This is a genomic window from Pararhodobacter sp. (assembly GCF_034676075.1).
Lineage (GTDB): Bacteria > Pseudomonadota > Alphaproteobacteria > Rhodobacterales > Rhodobacteraceae > Pararhodobacter.
In genome coordinates this window covers 1-18,464 of the sequence record NZ_JAUCCQ010000002.1, presented here as the reverse complement: position 1 = coordinate 18,464, position 18,464 = coordinate 1, and the positions used below count along the sequence as shown (strand labels likewise).

Below are 18,464 nucleotides of genomic sequence, written 5' to 3'. Positions count from 1 at the left end.
TGTAGGACGAGGGCTCCGGTCGGGGCCGGCCCGGGCTCGCGGCGTGGGACGCCATGCCGCGCGGGGCGTGACCGGCGAGCGGGGCCTGACACGCAAGAAGAGGGCCCGGCGTCGAATGCGCCGCGCCCTCGAGTGCCGCAGGCGCGGACCGAGGCCAGCCAGCCCGCCCGCCCGCCATCGCGCCCGCGCCTCGAATTAAGGTTAACACCTCCCTGCGCCTTCTTTGCGCGGCAAATATCCTCGGGGGATCCAAGGGGGTGGAAAACCCCCTTGGCCCCGGTCGCCATCGGGACCCAGGTCCATCAGACGCGGGCCGCCGCCGCGCCGAGACGGGCGCCGCCTTGGTTGCAGAGGGTGTCCTCTCACGATCTGTTCGCGGGTAAGGGGCAGGGCAACCGACTCGGGGGGGCTCCCCGGCATCAAGACGTTGGCAGATTGTCTTGGGCCTGCACCCCCTTGCGAGTCAGTCGGGTCCGGCGAATCACGGGGAGTTGACGACGGGCCTGGGGAGGCGGGCAAGGCGCCTGCGCCCTTGGCCGGGAAAGCTGTCCGCAACCGCCAATTCGCCCCTTGATTTCCCCGGCCCGGTGCCGTAACCCCCGGCGCAGGATAGGGGTATAGCTCAGCCGGTAGAGCGACGGTCTCCAAAACCGTAGGTCGCGGGTTCGAACCCTGCTGCCCCTGCCACCTCCCTCCCGACATCGCTGTGTTGCAGAAACGTCAACATCGGCGGCTTCGTGCCCGCGGAATGGGCGCCAGCGGCCCCGGTGGGTTGAAAGGCGCGCCCCTCCGGCGTATCTCGGCGCCAACCGCCGCGTCGCTGCCCCGCGCGGCCCTTCGATCCCGCAAAGGTGTGACCATGGCCCGGACCAATCCGTTGACCTTCCTCCAGCAGGTGCGTTCGGAAACCGCCAAGGTCTCGTGGCCGACCCGCCGCGAAGTCGGCGTGAGCACCGTGATGGTGCTGGCGCTGACCGGCCTGACGGCGGTGTTCTTCTTCCTCGTCGACCTCCTGATCCGCACCGGTCTCGGCGCGCTTCTGGGGCTGGTGAGCTGAGGCCGCGCAGGACGCGAAATCCGGCCCGGGCCCTTGAAACTTGCGGCCGGGAACGATAAAGGCACCAGCAATACCCGGCACGATGGCGCGCACCGATTCGGTGCGCACATTTTTTGTCTGCCGGAGTTTTGCGATCTGGTCGGGCGCAAGCCTTTGACATGAAACGGAAATACGCGTCGGCTGAAAGCTGGTGCAGACGGGGAAATGGCATGGCCAAGCGGTGGTATTCGGTGAGCGTCCTCTCGAACTTCGAGAAGAAGGTCGCCGAAGCAATTCGCCAGGCTGCCGCCGAGGCGGGGCTTGAGGACGAGGTCGAAGAGGTGCTCGTGCCGACCGAGGAGGTCATCGAGGTCCGCCGCGGCAAGAAGGTGACGTCCGAGCGGCGCTTCATGCCCGGCTATGTGCTGGTGCGCATGGAGATGTCGAACCGGACCTACCATCTGGTCACCTCGATCAACCGGGTCACCGGCTTCCTGGGTCAGCCCGGCAAGCCCAGCCCGATGCGCGACGATGAGGTCAACCTGATTCTCAACCGCGTCGAGGAAGGTCAGGAGGCGCCGCGCAACCTGATCCGCTTCGAGATCGGCGAGCAGGTGAAAGTGTCCGACGGGCCCTTCGACGGCTTCTCGGGCATGGTCGAGGAAGTGGACGACGACAATGGCCGCCTGAAGGTCATGGTCTCGATCTTCGGCCGGCCGACGCCGGTCGAATTGGAATTCACCCAGGTCACCAAGGGGGCCTGAGTGTTCGCGTGGGAGGCGGGGCCAAGGCCCCAGCCGAACCACTAAGCAGGTCCCGGTCCGGGGCCGTGTGAGAGAAGGAGCGGCCAGATGGCCAAGAAGATTATCGGGCAGCTGAAGCTGCAAGTGAAGGCGGGTCAAGCCAACCCGTCCCCGCCCGTCGGCCCGGCTCTGGGTCAGCGCGGCATCAACATCATGCAGTTCTGCAAGGACTTCAACGCGCGGACTGCGGACATGGAGCCCGGCTCGCCGGTTCCGGTCGTGATCACCTACTACCAGGACAAGTCGTTCAGCATGGAGCTGAAGACCCCGCCTGCGTCGTGGTTCCTGAAGAAAGCCGCCGGCCTGAAGCCCGTCGGCAAGCGCAACCGCGCCAAGGGCTCGACGAAGCCCGGCCGCGAGGTCGCCGGCTCCGTGACCGTCAAGCAGGTCCGCGAGATCGCCGAAGCGAAGATGAAGGATCTCAACGCCACCGACATCGAAGGCGCGATGCAGATCATCCTCGGCTCGGCCAAGAGCTGCGGTATCGAGGTGAAGGGGTAAGTCATGGCCAAGATCGGTAAACGGACGGCCAAGGCTCGCGAAGCCTTCGGGACCCAGACCAACCTCTCGGTCGAAGATGCGGTGAGCCTGGTCAAGGGCGCTGCCTCGGCCAAATTCGACGAGACCGTCGAAGTGGCGATCAACCTCGGCGTGGACCCGCGTCACGCCGACCAGATGGTCCGCGGCGTCGTGTCGCTGCCCAACGGCACCGGCAAGACCGTGCGCGTGGCGGTTTTCGCCCGTGGTGCCAAGGCTGAAGAAGCCCAGGCCGCCGGTGCGGATATCGTCGGCGCCGAAGAGCTGATGCAGTCCATCCAGGGCGGCACCATCGACTTCGACCGTTGCATCGCCACCCCGGACATGATGCCGCTGGTCGGCCGTCTGGGTAAGATCCTCGGCCCGCGCAACCTGATGCCGAACCCGAAAGTGGGCACGGTGACCATGGATGTCGCGCAGGCGGTCAAGGACGCCAAGGGCGGTCAGGTCCAGTTCAAGGTCGAGAAGGCGGGGATCATCCACGCCGGCGTCGGCAAAGTGTCGTTCGCGCCCGAGAAGCTGGCCGAGAACGTCCGCGCCATCGTCGACGCGGTGTCGAAGGCGAAGCCTTCGGGCGCCAAGGGTGCCTACCTGAAGAAAGTCTCGCTCAGCTCGACCATGGGTCCGGGCGTGAGCGTCGACCTGGCGTCGGCCACGGCGCAGTGAATGCCTGTAGGATGGGCAATATTGCCCATCCTACGACGAATTCCCCGGGTTTCGGCCCGTGGGATGGCGGGGCGGCGACGCCCTGTCCTGTCCGAGACGGTGGGTGCCTTGCATCGGACCCGAAAGGGTTTAGGTAAGGCTTAATTTCCTGCCTGAGATGGGAACGAGACGCATTTCTACCGGGGGTCCCTTCGGGCATTCCTCGGGCGGTTTTGGCCTCGGTTCCTTTCGGACCCGACGCCCGGCCTCAGGGAGCGATCCCGCCGGTCCGGGCAGACTTGAGCCGGGGGGCAACCCCCAAACTTGGAGCATACCTGTGGATAGAGCCCAAAAAGAAGCGTTGGTCGAGGAACTCGGCCAGATCTTCGAAAGCTCTGGCGTGGTCGTGGTTGCACACTACGCGGGTCTGACGGTTGCCGAGATGCAGGATCTGCGGGCGCGCATGCGTGCCGCCGGCGGTTCCGTGCGCGTTGCCAAGAACAAGCTCGCCAAGATCGCCCTTGAAGGAAAGCCCTGCGCAAGCATCGGTGACCTTCTGACGGGCATGACCGTGCTTTCCTATTCCGAAGACCCCGTCGCTGCGGCGAAGGTGGCGATCGGCTACGCCAAGGATAACAAGAAATTCGAGATCCTTGGCGGCTCGATGGGTGGCACGGCGCTCAATCCGGATGGTGTCAAGGCCGTCTCCGAACTGCCGTCGCGCGAGGAGCTCATCGCTTCCGTCGTGGCGTGCATCGGGGCCCCGGCTTCCAGCATCGCCGGTGCGATTGGCGCGCCTGCTTCGAACATCGCGGGCATCCTCTCCACCCTGGAGGAGCGGGAAGCCGCTTGAGCAATCCTTGGCCCGCGTGGCGGTTAACCCCCTCATGTCGGCAAACCCCTGTTAGAATGGAACCTGAAAATGGCTGATCTGAAAGCTCTCGCCGAGCAAATCGTGAACCTGACCCTGCTGCAGGCTCAGGAACTGAAGCAAATCCTGAAGGACGAGTACGGCATCGAGCCCGCCGCTGGCGGCGCTGTGATGATGGCTGCCGGTCCGGCCGCGGCTGCTGAAGCCGTGGAAGAAAAGACCGAGTTCGACGTGATCCTCGTCGACGCCGGCGCCAACAAGATCAACGTGATCAAAGAAGTGCGCGGCATCACCGGTCTGGGCCTGAAAGAAGCCAAAGACCTGGTCGAAGCCGGCGGCAAAGCCGTGAAAGAGCAAGCTTCGAAGTCGGAAGCCGAAGAGCTGAAGAAGAAGCTCGAAGCGGCTGGTGCCAAGGTCGAGCTGAAGTAATCCGGTGGGGTGCCCAGCACCCTGACGGCACGAACAGGCTGGGTCCGGCATCGTCCGGGCCCGGCCCAAACTGTTTCTGAGGCAGCTTCCGGCAGCGGGTTTCGCGAAACCCCCTTCCCGAAGCAGCCGAGGCTCGGGAGCGGTCCTTTGGGACGGACCGCAGGAATGGAGCCTCCGCTTCTGATTCGCATGGGGTGCAGCCCGGCCGAGGCCCGACGGCAGGCGCATCCGCGAACGAATGAAAGGTGATACCGAGCATGGCTCAGTCCTATGTTGGCCAGAAGCGCATCCGCCGGATGTTCGGCAAGATCCGTGAAGTCCTGGAGATGCCGAACCTGATCGAGGTGCAGAAGTCGTCCTACGACCTGTTCCTGCGCTCGGGTGACAGCGACAAGCCGCTGGATGGCGAAGGCCTGATGGGCACGTTCCAGTCCGTCTTCCCGATCAAGGACTTCAACGAGACCGCGGTTCTGGAATTCGTCAAGTACGAGCTGGAAAAGCCGAAGTACGACATCGACGAATGCCAGCAGCGCGACATGACCTATTCGGCGCCGCTGAAGGTCACGCTGCGCCTGATCGTGTTCGATGTGGACCCCGATACCGGCGCGCGTTCGGTCAAGGACATCAAGGAACAGGAAGTCTTCATGGGCGACATGCCCCTGATGACGCCGGTCGGCACCTTCATCGTCAACGGCACCGAGCGTGTCGTCGTGTCGCAGATGCACCGTAGCCCGGGCGTCTTCTTCGACCATGACAAGGGCAAGACCCACAGCTCGGGCAAGCTGCTGTTCCAGTGCCGCATCATTCCCTACCGCGGTTCGTGGCTGGACTTCGAATTCGACCCCAAGGATCTGGTGTTCGCCCGGATCGACCGTCGCCGCAAACTGCCGGTGACGACGCTGCTCTATGCCCTGGGGCTGGATCAGGACGGCATCATGGATGCCTATTACGACAAGGTCTCGTACCGTCTGGAAAAGAACCGCGGCTGGGTCACCCGCTTCTTCCCCGAGCGCGTGCGCGGCACCCGTCCGACCATGGACCTCGTGGACGCCGCCACCGGCGAGGTGATCCTCAAGGCCGGCGACAAGGCGACCCCGCGTCTGGTCAAGAAATGGATCGACGAGGGCAAGATCACCGAACTGCTGGTACCCTTCGAGCATATCCTCGGCCGGTTCGCGGCGCAGGACGTGGTCGATGACGAGACCGGCGCGATCTGGATCGAGGCCGGCGACGAGCTGACCTGGGAGACCGACAAGGACGGCGACGTCAAGGGCGGCTCGCTGAAGACGCTGCTGGATCAGGGCATCACCGAGATCTCGGTGCTCGACATCGACAACGTCAACGTCGGCGCCTACATCCGCAACACGATGGCCGCGGACAAGAACATGAACCGCGATCAGGCGCTCATGGACATCTACCGGGTCATGCGCCCGGGCGAGCCGCCGACCGTCGATGCCGCCGTGACCCTCTTCGACACGCTGTTCTTCGATTCCGAGCGCTACGATCTCTCGGCCGTGGGCCGGGTGAAGATGAACATGCGCCTCGACCTCGACGCGCCGGACACCCAGCGCACGCTGCGCCGCGAAGACATCATCGCCTGCATCAAGGCGCTGGTGGAACTGCGTGACGGCAAGGGCGAGATCGACGACATCGATCACCTCGGCAACCGCCGGGTGCGCTCGGTCGGCGAGCTGATGGAGAACCAGTACCGTCTGGGCCTCCTGCGCATGGAGCGGGCGATCCGCGAGCGCATGTCGTCGGTGGATATCGACACCGTCATGCCGCAGGACCTGATCAACGCGAAGCCCGCAGCGGCCGCGGTGCGCGAGTTCTTCGGCTCGTCGCAGCTGTCGCAGTTCATGGACCAGACCAACCCGCTGTCGGAAGTCACCCACAAACGCCGTCTCTCGGCGCTTGGCCCGGGCGGTCTGACGCGCGAACGCGCGGGCTTCGAGGTCCGCGACGTTCACCCGACCCACTACGGCCGGATGTGCCCGATCGAGACGCCGGAAGGTCAGAACATCGGTCTGATCAACTCGCTGGCCACCTATGCCCGCGTGAACAAATACGGCTTCATCGAGACCCCCTACCGCAAGGTCATCGACGGCAAGGTCACGGACGAGGTCCAGTACCTCTCGGCCACCGAGGAGCAGCGCCACGTCATCGCCCAGGCGAACGCGACGCTGACCGAGGACGGCGAGTTCGTGAACGACCTGGTGTCGACCCGCAAGGGCGGCGACTTCATGCTGAACCCGCGCGACGTGATCGATATGATCGACGTGTCGCCGAAACAGCTGGTGTCGGTCGCGGCCTCGCTCATTCCCTTCCTTGAGAATGACGACGCCAACCGCGCGCTGATGGGCTCGAACATGATGCGGCAGGCCGTGCCGCTGCTGCAATCGGATGCGCCGCTGGTCGGCACCGGGATCGAGGGCATCGTCGCCCGCGACTCGGGGGCTGCGATCATGGCTCGCCGCGCCGGTATCGTCGATCAGGTCGACGCGCAGCGGATCGTTATCCGCGCGACCGAGATGCTGGAAGCCGGTGAGCCGGGCGTGGACATCTACCGTCTGCGCAAGTTCAAGCGCTCGAACCAATCGTCCTGCATCAACCAGCGTCCGCTGGTGAAGGTGGGCGACGTGGTCGACCGCAACGCGGTCGTGGCCGACGGTCCCTGCACCGACATGGGCGAACTGGCCGTGGGCCGGAACGTCGTCGTCGCGTTCATGCCGTGGAACGGATACAACTACGAGGACTCGATCCTGATCTCCGAGCGGATCCTGAAGGATGACGTCTATACCTCGATCCACATCGAGGAATACGAAGTCGCCGCGCGGGATACCAAGCTCGGCCCGGAAGAGATCACCCGCGACATCCCGAACGTCGGCGAGGAAGCCCTGCGCAACCTCGACGAAGCCGGTATCGTCTATATCGGGGCCGAAGTTCAGGCTGGCGACATCCTGGTTGGCAAGATCACCCCGAAAGGCGAAAGCCCGATGACGCCCGAGGAGAAACTCCTCCGCGCCATCTTCGGTGAAAAGGCCTCGGACGTGCGGGATACCTCGCTGCGTCTGCCCCCGGGTGCCTACGGCACGGTGGTGGAAGTCCGCGTCTTCAACCGTCACGGTGTCGACAAGGACGAGCGGGCGCTGCAGATCGAGCGCGAAGAGATCGAACGCCTGTCGCGCGACCGCGACGACGAGCAGGCGATCCTCGAGCGCAACATCTACTCGCGTCTGAAGCAGCTGATCCTCGGCAAGGTCGCGGTGAAGGGGCCCAAGGGCGTGCGCCCTAACTCGGAAATCACCGAGGAGCTGCTGGACTCGCTGTCGCGTGGCCAGTGGTGGCAGCTGGCGCTGGCCGAAGAGGCCGAGGCGCAGGAAGTCGAGGCGCTCAACGCCCTCTTCGACCAGCAGAAGCGCCAGCTCACGCACCGCTTCGACGACAAGGTCGAGAAGGTGCGCCGCGGCGACGACCTGCCTCCGGGCGTGATGAAGATGGTCAAGGTGTTCCTGGCGGTGAAGCGCAAGCTGCAGCCCGGGGACAAGATGGCCGGTCGTCACGGCAACAAGGGCGTGGTCTCGAAAGTGGTGCCCGAGGAGGATATGCCCTTCCTCGCCGATGGCACGACCGTGGACCTGGTGCTGAACCCGCTGGGCGTGCCCTCGCGGATGAACGTCGGTCAGATCCTCGAGACGCACATGGGCTGGGCCCTGCGCGGCCTCGGCATTCAGATCGACGAGGCGCTGCAGGAATATCGTCGCTCGGGTGACCTGACCCCGGTGCGCGAGGCGCTGGTGCATGGCTATGGCCAGCAGGTCTATGACGACGCCTTCTCCGGCATGGAGGAAGAGGCGCTGGTCGAGGCCGCGGGCTCGGTGACCAAGGGCGTGCCGATCGGCACCCCGGTGTTCAACGGCGCCAAGGAAGCGGATGTGAACGACGCGCTGATGCGGGCGGGCTTCGACAAGTCCGGCCAGTCGGTGGTCTATGACGGGCGTTCGGGCGAGAAATTCGCGCGTCCCGTCACGGTCGGCGTCAAGTACATGCTGAAGCTGCACCACCTGGTCGACGACAAGCTGCACGCGCGTTCCACGGGTCCGTACTCGCTGGTCACGCAGCAGCCGCTGGGCGGCAAGGCCCAGTTCGGCGGTCAGCGTCTGGGGGAGATGGAGGTCTGGGCCCTCGAGGCTTACGGCGCCGCCTATACCCTGCAGGAGATGCTGACGGTGAAGTCGGACGACGTCGCGGGCCGGACCAAGGTCTACGAGAGCATCGTCAAGGGCGAGGACAATTTCGAGGCCGGTGTGCCCGAATCCTTCAACGTTCTGGTGAAGGAAGTCCGCGGCCTCGGCCTGAACATGGAACTCCTGGATTCGGAGGAGGAGGAGTGAGGCAGCTCGCTCCGTAGGATGGGCAATATTGCCCATCCTACCCTTCCCGTACCCCCTTCAAGGACGTTGAGATGAACCAGGAACTCACCACCAACCCGTTCAACCCGCTGACCCCGGCCAAGCAGTTCGACGAGATCAAGATCTCGCTGGCCTCGCCCGAGCGGATCCTCTCGTGGTCCTACGGCGAGATCAAGAAGCCCGAGACGATCAACTACCGGACCTTCAAGCCCGAGCGCGACGGCCTGTTCTGCGCCCGCATCTTCGGGCCGATCAAGGATTACGAATGCCTCTGCGGCAAGTACAAGCGCATGAAGTATCGCGGCGTCGTCTGCGAGAAATGCGGCGTGGAAGTCACGCTGCAGAAGGTGCGTCGCGAACGCATGGGCCATATCGAGCTGGCCTCGCCGGTCGCCCATATCTGGTTCCTGAAGTCGCTGCCCTCGCGCATCGGCCTCATGCTGGACGTGACGCTGCGTGACCTCGAGCGCATCCTCTACTTCGAAAACTACGTCGTCATCGAGCCCGGCCTGACCGAGCTTTCCTACGGGCAGCTGCTGACCGAAGAGGAATACCTCGACGCGCAGGACAATTTCGGCTCGGACAGCTTCACCGCCGGTATCGGCGCCGAGGCGATCCGCGAGATGCTGTCGAACATCGACCTGCAGGCCGAAGCCGACAAGCTGCGCGAAGAGCTGAAGGAAGCCACCGGCGAGCTGAAGCCGAAGAAGATCATCAAGCGGCTGAAGGTCGTCGAGTCGTTCCTCGAGTCGGGCAACCGGCCCGAGTGGATGATCCTGACCGTCCTGCCGGTGATCCCGCCGGAACTGCGCCCGCTGGTGCCGCTGGACGGTGGCCGTTTCGCGACCTCGGACCTCAACGACCTCTACCGCCGGGTCATCAACCGGAACAACCGCCTGAAGCGCCTGATCGAGCTTCGTGCGCCCGATATCATCGTGCGCAACGAAAAGCGGATGCTGCAGGAATCGGTCGATGCCCTGTTCGACAACGGCCGTCGCGGCCGGGTCATCACCGGCAACAACAAGCGTCCGCTGAAGTCGCTCAGCGACATGCTGAAGGGCAAGCAGGGCCGCTTCCGTCAGAACCTTCTGGGCAAGCGCGTCGACTTCTCGGGTCGTTCGGTCATCGTGACCGGCCCGGAACTCAAGCTGCACCAGTGCGGTCTGCCGAAGAAGATGGCGCTCGAACTCTTCAAGCCCTTCATCTACTCGCGCCTTGAAGCCAAGGGGCTGTCGAGCACGGTGAAACAGGCGAAGAAGCTGGTCGAGAAAGAGCGTCCCGAAGTCTGGGATATCCTCGACGAGGTGATCCGCGAGCACCCGGTTCTGCTGAACCGCGCGCCGACGCTGCACCGTCTGGGCATCCAGGCCTTCGAGCCGATGCTGATCGAGGGCAAGGCGATCCAGCTGCACCCGCTGGTCTGCTCGGCCTTCAACGCCGACTTCGACGGCGACCAGATGGCCGTGCACGTTCCCCTCTCGCTGGAAGCCCAGCTTGAGGCCCGCGTGCTGATGATGTCCACCAACAACGTGCTGTCGCCCGCCAACGGCGCGCCGATCATCGTTCCGTCGCAGGACATGGTGCTGGGTCTCTACTACACGACCATGGCGCGCGACGGGATGAAGGGCGAGGGCATGGTCTTCGCCGATATCGAGGAAGTCGAGCACGCGCTCGCCTCGGGCGAGGTGCACCTGCACGCCAAGGTGCAGGGCCGCATCCTGCAGATCGACGAGAACGGCAACGAGGTCGTCAAGCGCTACGAAACCACCCCGGGCCGTCTGCGTCTGGGTGGCCTCCTGCCCTTGAACGCCAAGGCGCCCTTCGAGCTGGTCAACCGCCTGCTGCGGAAAAAGGACGTGCAGAACGTCATCGACACCGTCTACCGCTATTGCGGTCAGAAGGAATCGGTCATCTTCTGCGACCAGATCATGGGTCTGGGCTTCCGCGAGGCGTTCAAGGCCGGCATCTCTTTCGGCAAGGACGACATGCTGATCCCCGAGACCAAGTGGGAGCTGGTCAACCAGACCCGCGATCAGGTCAAGGAATTCGAACAGCAGTACCTCGACGGCCTGATCACCCAGGGCGAGAAGTACAACAAGGTCGTGGACGCCTGGTCGAAGGCCTCGGACGCGGTGGCTGCGGCCATGATGGCGGAAATCTCGGCCGTGCGCCGGGACGATGCCGGCCGTGAGCTGGAGCCGAACTCGGTCTACATGATGTCGCACTCCGGGGCCCGGGGTTCGCCCGCCCAGATGAAGCAGCTGGGCGGCATGCGCGGCCTCATGGCCAAGCCGTCGGGCGAGATCATCGAAACGCCGATCATCTCGAACTTCAAGGAAGGTCTGACCGTTCTTGAATACTTCAACTCGACCCACGGCGCCCGGAAGGGTCTGGCCGATACCGCGCTGAAGACGGCGAACTCGGGCTACCTGACCCGCCGTCTGGTGGACGTGGCGCAGGATTGCATCGTGCGCTCGGACGATTGCGGCACCGAACGCTTCATCACCGCCTCGGCGGCGATCAACGACGGTGAAATCGTCGCCTCGCTGGCCGAGCGCGTGCTGGGCCGTGTCGCGGCCGAGGACGTGGTGCATCCGGCGACGGGCGAGGTCCTGGTGGTCAAGAACCACCTGATCGACGAACGCGACGCCGATCTGATCGAGACCGGCGGCCTTGCCACGGTCAAGATCCGCTCGCCGCTGACCTGTGACGCGGAAGAGGGCGTCTGCTCGAAATGCTACGGGCGCGACCTCGCGCGCGGCACGCTGGTCAACAAAGGCGAAGCGGTGGGCATCATCGCCGCGCAGTCGATCGGTGAGCCGGGCACCCAGCTGACGATGCGGACCTTCCACATCGGCGGCATCGCGCAGGGCGGTTCGCAATCGTTCCAGGAATCGGGCTCGGCCGGTAAGGTCGAATTCCGCAACACCAACGTGCTCGAGAATGCCTCGGCCGAGCTGGTGGTCCTGGGCCGGAACATGCAGATCGCCATCATCGACGAGAACGGCATCGAACGGGCGGCCCACAAGCTGACCTATGGTGCCAAACTCTTCGTGCGCGACGGTCAGGATGTGAAGCGGGGCGACAAGCTCTACGAATGGGACCCCTACACGCTGCCGATCATCGCCGAGCGTGCGGGTACCGCGAAATTCGTGGACCTAGTCGCCGGTCTGTCGGTGCGCGAGGACACGGACGATGCGACGGGCATGTCGCAGAAGATCGTGACCGACTGGCGTTCGGTTCCGCGGGGTGGCGATCTCAAGCCCGAGATCATCATCATGAACAAGGAAACCGGCGAGCCGATGCGCAACGACGCGGGCAACCCGATCACCTATCAGATGTCGGTGGATGCCATTCTGTCGATCGAAGATGGGCAGGATGTGTGGCAGGGTGACGTCGTTGCCCGGATCCCGCGCGAGGGTGCCAAGACCAAGGACATCACCGGGGGTCTGCCCCGCGTGGCGGAATTGTTCGAGGCCCGTCGTCCGAAAGATCACGCCATCATCTGTGAGATCGACGGCTACGTGCGCTTCGCGAAGGACTACAAGAACAAGCGCCGCATCACCATCGAGCCCGTGGACGAGAATGTCGACGCGGTGGAATACCTGGTGCCGAAGGGCAAGCACATCCCCGTGCAGGAGGGCGATTTCGTCCAGCGCGGCGACTACATCATGGATGGCAACCCCGCGCCGCATGACATCCTGCGGATCCTCGGCATCGAGGCGCTGGCGAACTACCTGATCGACGAAGTGCAGGACGTCTACCGCCTGCAGGGCGTGAAGATCAACGACAAGCACATCGAGGTCATCGTCCGTCAGATGCTGCAGAAGCTGGAGATCCTCGACAGCGGGGATACGACGCTGCTGAAAGGCGAGACGGTCGACAAGTTCGAGTTCGACGAGGCCAACGACAAGGTCACCGCCATGGGCCTGCGCCCGGCGCGGGGCGAGCCGATCCTTCTGGGGATCACCAAGGCCTCGCTGCAGACCCGGTCGTTCATCTCGGCCGCCTCGTTCCAGGAGACCACGCGCGTGCTGACCGAGGCCTCGGTCATCGGCAAGCGCGACAAGCTGGTCGGTCTGAAGGAGAACGTCATCGTCGGTCGCCTGATCCCGGCCGGGACGGGTGGCGTGGCCACGGCGACCCGCAAGATCGCCACGGATCGCGACGATGTGGTCATCGAACAGCGCCGCGCCGAGGCCGAAGCGGTCCTGGTGGCGCCGGAGATGGAACCGGTGTTCCGCGACATGCCGGCGGACGACGACGACCGCTGAGGTCTGTGGCCTGACAGACATGACCCCCCGCAGCGCAGGTTGCGGGGGGTTTTTCGTTGTCCTGTGCGTTGTCCGGGCGGGGGAGGGGTTTCGCCCTCGTTGCCCGCTGTCGCGGGCGCCTCGGGCGACGGAAGCGGGGGGCCAGCCCCCCGCACCCCCCGGGATATTTGCAGAACGAAGAGGAGGGGGGCGGGCGCTATCGGCGGGGCCTTCCCCCTTCACCTGTTAAATGATACCGGCGGAGGGGGCGGGTGCCGGAGGAAGGTCCGGTCCCGGGGCGGAGGGGAATCATGCTGACCGACAATGCGCGCGGCGCGCTTCTGATGGTGGTGGGCATGGCGTCGTTCACCCTGTCCGACGCGATCATGAAGCTGCTGTCGACCGAGCTGCCGATGTTCCAGACTCTGGTCTGGCGCGGTCTGGGGGTGAGCCTGGTGCTGGTGGTGCTGGCCTGGCGGAAGGGGGCGTTCCGCGTCACCATCGCCCGGGGCGACCGCTGGCTGGTGCTGGTGCGCACCCTGGCCGACACCGGGGCCACCTGGTTCTTCCTGCAGGCGCTTTATCACACGCCGATCGCCAACCTGACCGCCATCATGCAGGCGCTGCCGCTGACCGTGACGCTGGGGGCTACGCTGTTTCTGGGCGAGAAGGTCGGCTGGCGGCGGATGACGGCGATCGCGGTGGGTTTCCTGGGCGTGCTGCTGATCGTGCGGCCCGAGGCGGGGGGCTTCGACCGCTATGCCGTCTATGCGCTGGTCTGCATCGGCTTCGTCACTACGCGGGATCTGCTGACGCGGCGCATGTCGCGCTCGGTCCCCTCGCTGACCATCGCCCTGGCCAATGCGGTGGGGGTGATGCTCTTCGGCCTGGCGGGCAGCACGACGGAGAGTTTCGTCCTGCCCTCGGGCACCGCGGCGCTGCTGCTGCTGGGGACCTCGGCCTTCATCGTCGGCGGCTATGTCCTGACGGTCAGCGCGGTCCGTACCGGGGAATTGGGCTTCGTCACGCCCTTCCGCTACACCGGGCTGATCTGGGCGCTGGTGCTGGGCTTTGCGCTTTTCGCCGAATGGCCGGATACGCTGACCCAGCTGGGCGCGGCGCTGGTGGTGGGGACCGGGCTTTTCACCTTCTACCGCGAGCGGGCTAGCGCCCGGCGCGCGCGCGCACCCATTCCGCATTGACCCCGAAGGCGCGCTGGAACCGATCCTCCTGCTCGCGGGTCAGGAGTTTCATGTTCTCGCCCAGCCGGTCGCCGGAATCGTTGAAGCTGTTCACCCCGCGGATGAACATGTCGTTGTCGACACGGCTGATGGTCGGCATGTGCTGCCAGACCTGGTGATGGGCGAAGTTCATCACCGTCAGGTCGACATCGGGGCGGAAGACGATGGCCAGCGCCGCCGTCGGGTAATGGGCCTTGGCGGGTTCGGCCAGGATCCCCTCGGGCGTGCCGGTGGCGTGCCAGCCGCGGGTGAAGCTCAGCGCCACATGGCGCGAGCCTTCGAACAGCGGGAAATGCTGGAACAGCATGTTGCGCAGCTTGTGGACATAGCCCACGCCCATGGCGTCGTCGTCGTCGAGGCGGAACTGGATGGAATACTTGCCCGCCTCGCGCACCGAGTTGATGGCGCTGGCCATGACCTCGCGGTGGCGGCCGGGGGGATGGGCCTGGATGACGATCTGCGGAATGTCGGCGGTCAGGGCGCGCAGCTGTTCCTCGCGCTCGGGCGGGAAATCCTCGCCGATGACGATGAGGAAGGTGAAATCGTCATTGGTCTGGGTGCGGATTGAGGGCAGGGTGAACATCTCGAACAGGCGAAACCGCTCGTCCAGACGCTCGGGCGCATAGAGGAAACGGGCGCGTTCCTCGGGGCTGTCGTGCTCGGTCTTGAAGCCACCGATGGCCGGGTAGGAAAAGCGGCATAGGCCGATCACCTGGGCATTCTGCGCCACCCGGCGCCGGGAAAAATAGCCTGGGAGACGCATGCCTCTGCCCCTTCATTTTTCCGCCAGCCTAGCAGCGCGGGGCAGGGCGGGCAACGCGGCGCGACACCGGGGAAAGGGGCCGGCGAGCCATGTTGACAAGGCCCGCGACTCCCCCTATACGGCGGCCACCCGGGGTCGGCATGCGCTGGTTCTGGGGCTTAGAACACAGTTGTGGTCATGATCCGGGCGGTGCAAGCCCCGATCCTCTGAAATTCCACCGCGATGCCAACCCTCGGAATGGGCGCATCGGCGGTTTTGTGCTTTGCGGACGCGCAGGGTGCGAGACGAAGAACTGCCCCCGGATACCTCGCTGACGAGCGGTGGTTGAACGGGCCGCAAGATAAGGCGATGTGAATGCCTACGATCCAACAGCTGATCCGCAAGCCGCGGCAGCCGAAAGTCCAGAAGTCCAAGTCCCAGCACCTGGAGCAATGCCCGCAGAAGCGCGGCGTCTGCACCCGCGTCTACACCACGACCCCGAAAAAGCCGAACTCGGCTATGCGGAAGGTGGCCAAGGTCCGCCTGACCAACGGTTTCGAGGTGATCAGCTACATCCCCGGCGAAAAGCACAACCTACAAGAGCACTCGGTGGTGCTGATCCGCGGCGGCCGGGTGAAGGACCTTCCGGGCGTCCGTTACCACATCCTGCGCGGCGTGCTCGATACGCAGGGCGTCAAAGACCGTCGTCAGCGCCGCTCGAAATACGGCGCGAAGCGTCCGAAGTAAGGAGAGACCCCCATGTCGCGTCGTCACGCTGCTGAAAAGCGCGCTGTCCTGCCGGACGCCAAGTTTGGCGATACCGTGCTGACGAAATTCATGAACAACCTGATGGTCGACGGCAAGAAGTCGGTGGCCGAATCGATCGTCTACAACGCGCTCGACCGCGTTGAGAAGCGCCTGAAGCGCGCCCCGATCGAGGTGTTCCACGAAGCCCTCGACAACATCAAGCCGTCGGTCGAAGTGCGCTCGCGCCGCGTCGGCGGTGCGACCTATCAGGTCCCCGTCGAAGTCCGCACCGAGCGTCGTGAGGCCCTGGCGATCCGCTGGCTGATCACCGCCGCCCGCAAGCGCAACGAGAACACCATGGAAGAGCGCCTCGCCGGCGAGCTTTCGGACGCGGTCAACAACCGCGGCACCGCGGTGAAGAAGCGCGAAGACACCCACAAAATGGCCGACGCGAACAAAGCGTTCAGCCATTATCGCTGGTAAGGAATTCCGATCATGGCCCGCGTATATCCGCTCAAGCGATACCGCAACTTCGGCATCATGGCCCACATCGATGCCGGCAAGACCACCACGACCGAGCGTATCCTCTACTACACCGGCAAGTCCCACAAACTCGGCGAAGTCCACGACGGCGCCGCGACCATGGACTGGATGGAGCAGGAACAGGAACGCGGGATCACCATCACCTCGGCCGCGACGACCACTTTCTGGCAGCGCCAGGAAGATCCGACCGCTGATGGCACCTCGGATACCAAATACCGCTTCAACATCATCGACACCCCCGGCCACGTCGACTTCACCATCGAAGTCGAGCGTTCGCTGGCCGTGCTTGACGGTGCCGTCTGCCTGCTCGACGCCAACGCCGGTGTCGAACCGCAGACCGAAACCGTGTGGCGTCAGGCTGACCGCTACAAGGTTCCGCGGATCGTGTTCGTCAACAAGATGGACAAGATCGGCGCCGACTACTTCAAGTGCGTCGAGATGATCAAGGACCGTACCGGCGGGACCCCCTGCCCGGTCTGTCTGCCGATCGGTGCCGAAGACAAGCTCGAAGGCCAGATCGACCTGATCAAGATGGAAGAATGGGTCTGGAAGGGCGAAGACCTCGGCGCGAGCTGGGTCCGTCAACCGATCCGTGACGAGCTCAAGGACCTGGCCGACGAATGGCGCGCCAAGCTGGTCGAGCTTGCCGTCGAGCAGGACGACGAGGCGATGATGGAATACCTCGAGGGCAACGAGCCCGACGAGGAAACCCTGCGCAAGCTGGTCCGCAAGGGCACGCTGGCCATGGCCTTCTTCCCGGTCTTCGCCGGTTCGGCCTTCAAGAACAAGGGCGTGCAGCCGCTGCTGAACGCGGTGATCGACTTCCTGCCGGGTCCGCTGGACGTTCCGGCCTATGTCGGCTTCGCCCCGGGCGACGAGACGGAAACCCGGAACATCGAGCGTCACGCCAATGACGACGAGCCCTTCTCGGCTCTGGCGTTCAAGATCATGAACGACCCCTTCGTGGGTTCGCTGACCTTCACCCGGATCTATTCGGGCGTCCTGAAAAAGGGCGACTCGATGCTGAACTCGACGAAGGGCAAGCGCGAGCGCGTCGGCCGGATGATGATGATGCACGCCATCAACCGCGAAGAGATCGACGAAGCCTATGCGGGCGACATCATCGCGCTGGCGGGTCTGAAGGAAACCACCACCGGGGACACGCTCTGCGATCCGACGAAACCGGTCGTGCTGGAAACCATGACCTTCCCCGAGCCGGTGATCGAGATCGCCGTGGAACCGAAGTCGAAAGCCGACCAGGAGAAGATGGGCCTCGCCCTCGCTCGCCTCGCGGCCGAAGACCCCTCGTTCCGCGTCGAGACGAACTTCGAATCGGGCCAGACGATCATGAAGGGGATGGGCGAACTCCACCTCGACATCCTCGTCGACCGCATGAAGCGCGAGTTCAAGGTCGAGGCCAACATCGGTGCCCCGCAGGTGGCGTATCGTGAGACCATCAGCCACAAGGCCGAGGTCGACTATACCCACAAGAAGCAGACCGGCGGTACCGGCCAGTTCGCCCGCGTCAAGCTGGTGATCGAACCGACCCAACCGGGCGAGGGCTACTCGTTCTCGAACCAGATCGTCGGCGGCGTGGTTCCGAAGGAATACGTGCCGGGCGTCGAGAAGGGCATCAAGTCGGTGATGGACTCGGGTCCGCTCGCAGGCTTCCCGGTGATCGACTTCAAGGTGGCGCTGATCGACGGTGCCTACCACGACGTCGACTCCTCGGTTCTCGCGTTCGAGATCGCGGCCCGTGCCGGCATGCGCGAAGGTCTGAAAAAGGCCGGCGCCAAGCTGCTCGAGCCGATCATGAAGGTCGAGGTCGTCACGCCGGAAGAATACACCGGTTCGATCATCGGGGACCTGACCAGCCGTCGTGGCATGGTCCAGGGCCAGGACAGCCGCGGCAACGCGAACGTCATCAACGCGATGGTCCCGCTGGCGAACATGTTCGGCTACATCAACAACCTGCGCTCGATGTCCTCGGGCCGCGCGGTGTTCACGATGCAGTTCGACCATTACGACGCCGTGCCGCAGAACATCTCGGACGAGATCCAGAAGAAATACGCTTGACGGTGTGGCGGGGATAACCCCGCCCTACCACCCCCGTAGGGCGGGGCCATCCCCGCCGCCCGTAACACCGACTTAGGAGAAGCCATCATGGCGAAGGCAAAGTTTGAACGGACGAAACCGCACGTTAAC

13 protein-coding genes and 1 tRNA gene are annotated in these 18,464 nt (G+C 64.5%); 13 read left to right on the top strand and 1 reads right to left on the bottom strand.

Annotated elements, in window-relative coordinates; translation table 11 throughout:
• Positions 1-611: 611 nt before the first annotated feature.
• The 10 genes from VDQ18_RS01430 (at position 612) to VDQ18_RS01385 (ending at position 14,188) form a co-directional block, all read left to right on the top strand.
• Positions 612-687, top strand: a tRNA-Trp gene (locus tag VDQ18_RS01430).
• 172 nt (positions 688-859) lie between these two features.
• Positions 860-1,057 carry a preprotein translocase subunit SecE gene (gene secE, locus VDQ18_RS01425; protein WP_157958050.1) on the top strand — a complete coding sequence of 66 codons (198 nt, stop codon included), beginning with the start codon at positions 860-862 and terminating at the stop codon, positions 1,055-1,057.
• 209 nt (positions 1,058-1,266) lie between these two features.
• Positions 1,267-1,800 (top strand): transcription termination/antitermination protein NusG, encoded by a 534-nt coding sequence (gene nusG / locus VDQ18_RS01420; RefSeq protein ID WP_107753035.1) that lies wholly within the window; start codon positions 1,267-1,269, stop codon positions 1,798-1,800.
• Positions 1,801-1,887: 87 nt separating this feature from the next.
• Positions 1,888-2,340: a 50S ribosomal protein L11 gene (gene rplK / locus VDQ18_RS01415; protein WP_323019253.1), complete on the top strand. Its 453-nt coding sequence runs from the start codon at positions 1,888-1,890 to the stop codon at positions 2,338-2,340.
• 3 nt (positions 2,341-2,343) lie between these two features.
• The gene (gene rplA, locus VDQ18_RS01410) at positions 2,344-3,042 is read left to right on the top strand and encodes a 50S ribosomal protein L1 (RefSeq protein ID WP_323019252.1); all 699 of its coding nucleotides are present in this window, start codon (positions 2,344-2,346) and stop codon (positions 3,040-3,042) included.
• A 316-nt stretch (positions 3,043-3,358) separates the two neighbouring features.
• The gene (gene rplJ / locus VDQ18_RS01405) at positions 3,359-3,874 is read left to right on the top strand and encodes a 50S ribosomal protein L10 (RefSeq protein ID WP_107753029.1); all 516 of its coding nucleotides are present in this window, start codon (positions 3,359-3,361) and stop codon (positions 3,872-3,874) included.
• A 69-nt stretch (positions 3,875-3,943) separates the two neighbouring features.
• Entirely contained in the window at positions 3,944-4,321 is a 378-nt protein-coding gene (gene rplL, locus VDQ18_RS01400) for a 50S ribosomal protein L7/L12 (protein ID WP_107753027.1), read from the top strand.
• Positions 4,322-4,578: 257 nt separating this feature from the next.
• Positions 4,579-8,715, top strand: a complete 4,137-nt coding sequence (gene rpoB / locus VDQ18_RS01395; RefSeq protein WP_323019251.1) for a DNA-directed RNA polymerase subunit beta — start codon at positions 4,579-4,581, stop codon at positions 8,713-8,715.
• Positions 8,716-8,786: 71 nt separating this feature from the next.
• Positions 8,787-13,007, top strand: coding sequence for a DNA-directed RNA polymerase subunit beta' (rpoC, locus tag VDQ18_RS01390; RefSeq protein WP_323019250.1), 4,221 nt, complete (start codon positions 8,787-8,789; stop codon positions 13,005-13,007).
• A gap of 290 nt (positions 13,008-13,297) precedes the next feature.
• Positions 13,298-14,188: a DMT family transporter gene (locus tag VDQ18_RS01385; RefSeq protein ID WP_323019249.1), complete on the top strand. Its 891-nt coding sequence runs from the start codon at positions 13,298-13,300 to the stop codon at positions 14,186-14,188.
• Here the strand turns inward: VDQ18_RS01385 and VDQ18_RS01380 are convergent.
• Positions 14,151-14,990 carry a glycosyltransferase gene (locus VDQ18_RS01380; RefSeq protein WP_323019248.1) on the bottom strand — a complete coding sequence of 280 codons (840 nt, stop codon included), beginning with the start codon at positions 14,988-14,990 and terminating at the stop codon, positions 14,151-14,153. The genes VDQ18_RS01385 and VDQ18_RS01380 overlap by 38 nt on opposite strands.
• Before the next feature lie 354 nt (positions 14,991-15,344).
• Between VDQ18_RS01380 and rpsL the strand changes: the two genes are divergently transcribed.
• From rpsL to fusA, 3 genes are read left to right on the top strand one after another with little or no spacing between them, the layout of a single operon-like run.
• The gene (rpsL, locus tag VDQ18_RS01375) at positions 15,345-15,716 is read left to right on the top strand and encodes a 30S ribosomal protein S12 (protein ID WP_107753017.1); all 372 of its coding nucleotides are present in this window, start codon (positions 15,345-15,347) and stop codon (positions 15,714-15,716) included.
• Positions 15,717-15,728: 12 nt separating this feature from the next.
• Complete coding sequence (gene rpsG / locus VDQ18_RS01370; protein WP_107753015.1) at positions 15,729-16,199, top strand: 30S ribosomal protein S7; 471 nt, start codon at positions 15,729-15,731, stop codon at positions 16,197-16,199.
• 12 nt (positions 16,200-16,211) lie between these two features.
• Positions 16,212-18,335 carry an elongation factor G gene (gene fusA / locus VDQ18_RS01365; RefSeq protein WP_323019247.1) on the top strand — a complete coding sequence of 708 codons (2,124 nt, stop codon included), beginning with the start codon at positions 16,212-16,214 and terminating at the stop codon, positions 18,333-18,335.
• Positions 18,336-18,464 lie beyond the last annotated feature (129 nt).

Excerpts from the sequence above, each read along its gene's own strand:
- nusG (WP_107753035.1), top strand. The coding sequence starts at position 1,267 with ATGGCCAAGCGGTGGTATTCGGTGAGCGTCCTCTCGAACTTCGAGAAG.
- rpoC (WP_323019250.1), top strand. The coding sequence starts at position 8,787 with ATGAACCAGGAACTCACCACCAACCCGTTCAACCCGCTGACCCCGGCC.
- VDQ18_RS01385 (WP_323019249.1), top strand. The coding sequence starts at position 13,298 with ATGCTGACCGACAATGCGCGCGGCGCGCTTCTGATGGTGGTGGGCATG.
- VDQ18_RS01380 (WP_323019248.1), bottom strand. The coding sequence starts at position 14,990 with ATGCGTCTCCCAGGCTATTTTTCCCGGCGCCGGGTGGCGCAGAATGCC.
- rplK (WP_323019253.1), top strand. The coding sequence starts at position 1,888 with ATGGCCAAGAAGATTATCGGGCAGCTGAAGCTGCAAGTGAAGGCGGGT.
- rpsL (WP_107753017.1), top strand. The coding sequence starts at position 15,345 with ATGCCTACGATCCAACAGCTGATCCGCAAGCCGCGGCAGCCGAAAGTC.
- secE (WP_157958050.1), top strand. The coding sequence starts at position 860 with ATGGCCCGGACCAATCCGTTGACCTTCCTCCAGCAGGTGCGTTCGGAA.
- rplA (WP_323019252.1), top strand. The coding sequence starts at position 2,344 with ATGGCCAAGATCGGTAAACGGACGGCCAAGGCTCGCGAAGCCTTCGGG.
- fusA (WP_323019247.1), top strand. The coding sequence starts at position 16,212 with ATGGCCCGCGTATATCCGCTCAAGCGATACCGCAACTTCGGCATCATG.
- rpsG (WP_107753015.1), top strand. The coding sequence starts at position 15,729 with ATGTCGCGTCGTCACGCTGCTGAAAAGCGCGCTGTCCTGCCGGACGCC.
- rplL (WP_107753027.1), top strand. The coding sequence starts at position 3,944 with ATGGCTGATCTGAAAGCTCTCGCCGAGCAAATCGTGAACCTGACCCTG.
- rpoB (WP_323019251.1), top strand. The coding sequence starts at position 4,579 with ATGGCTCAGTCCTATGTTGGCCAGAAGCGCATCCGCCGGATGTTCGGC.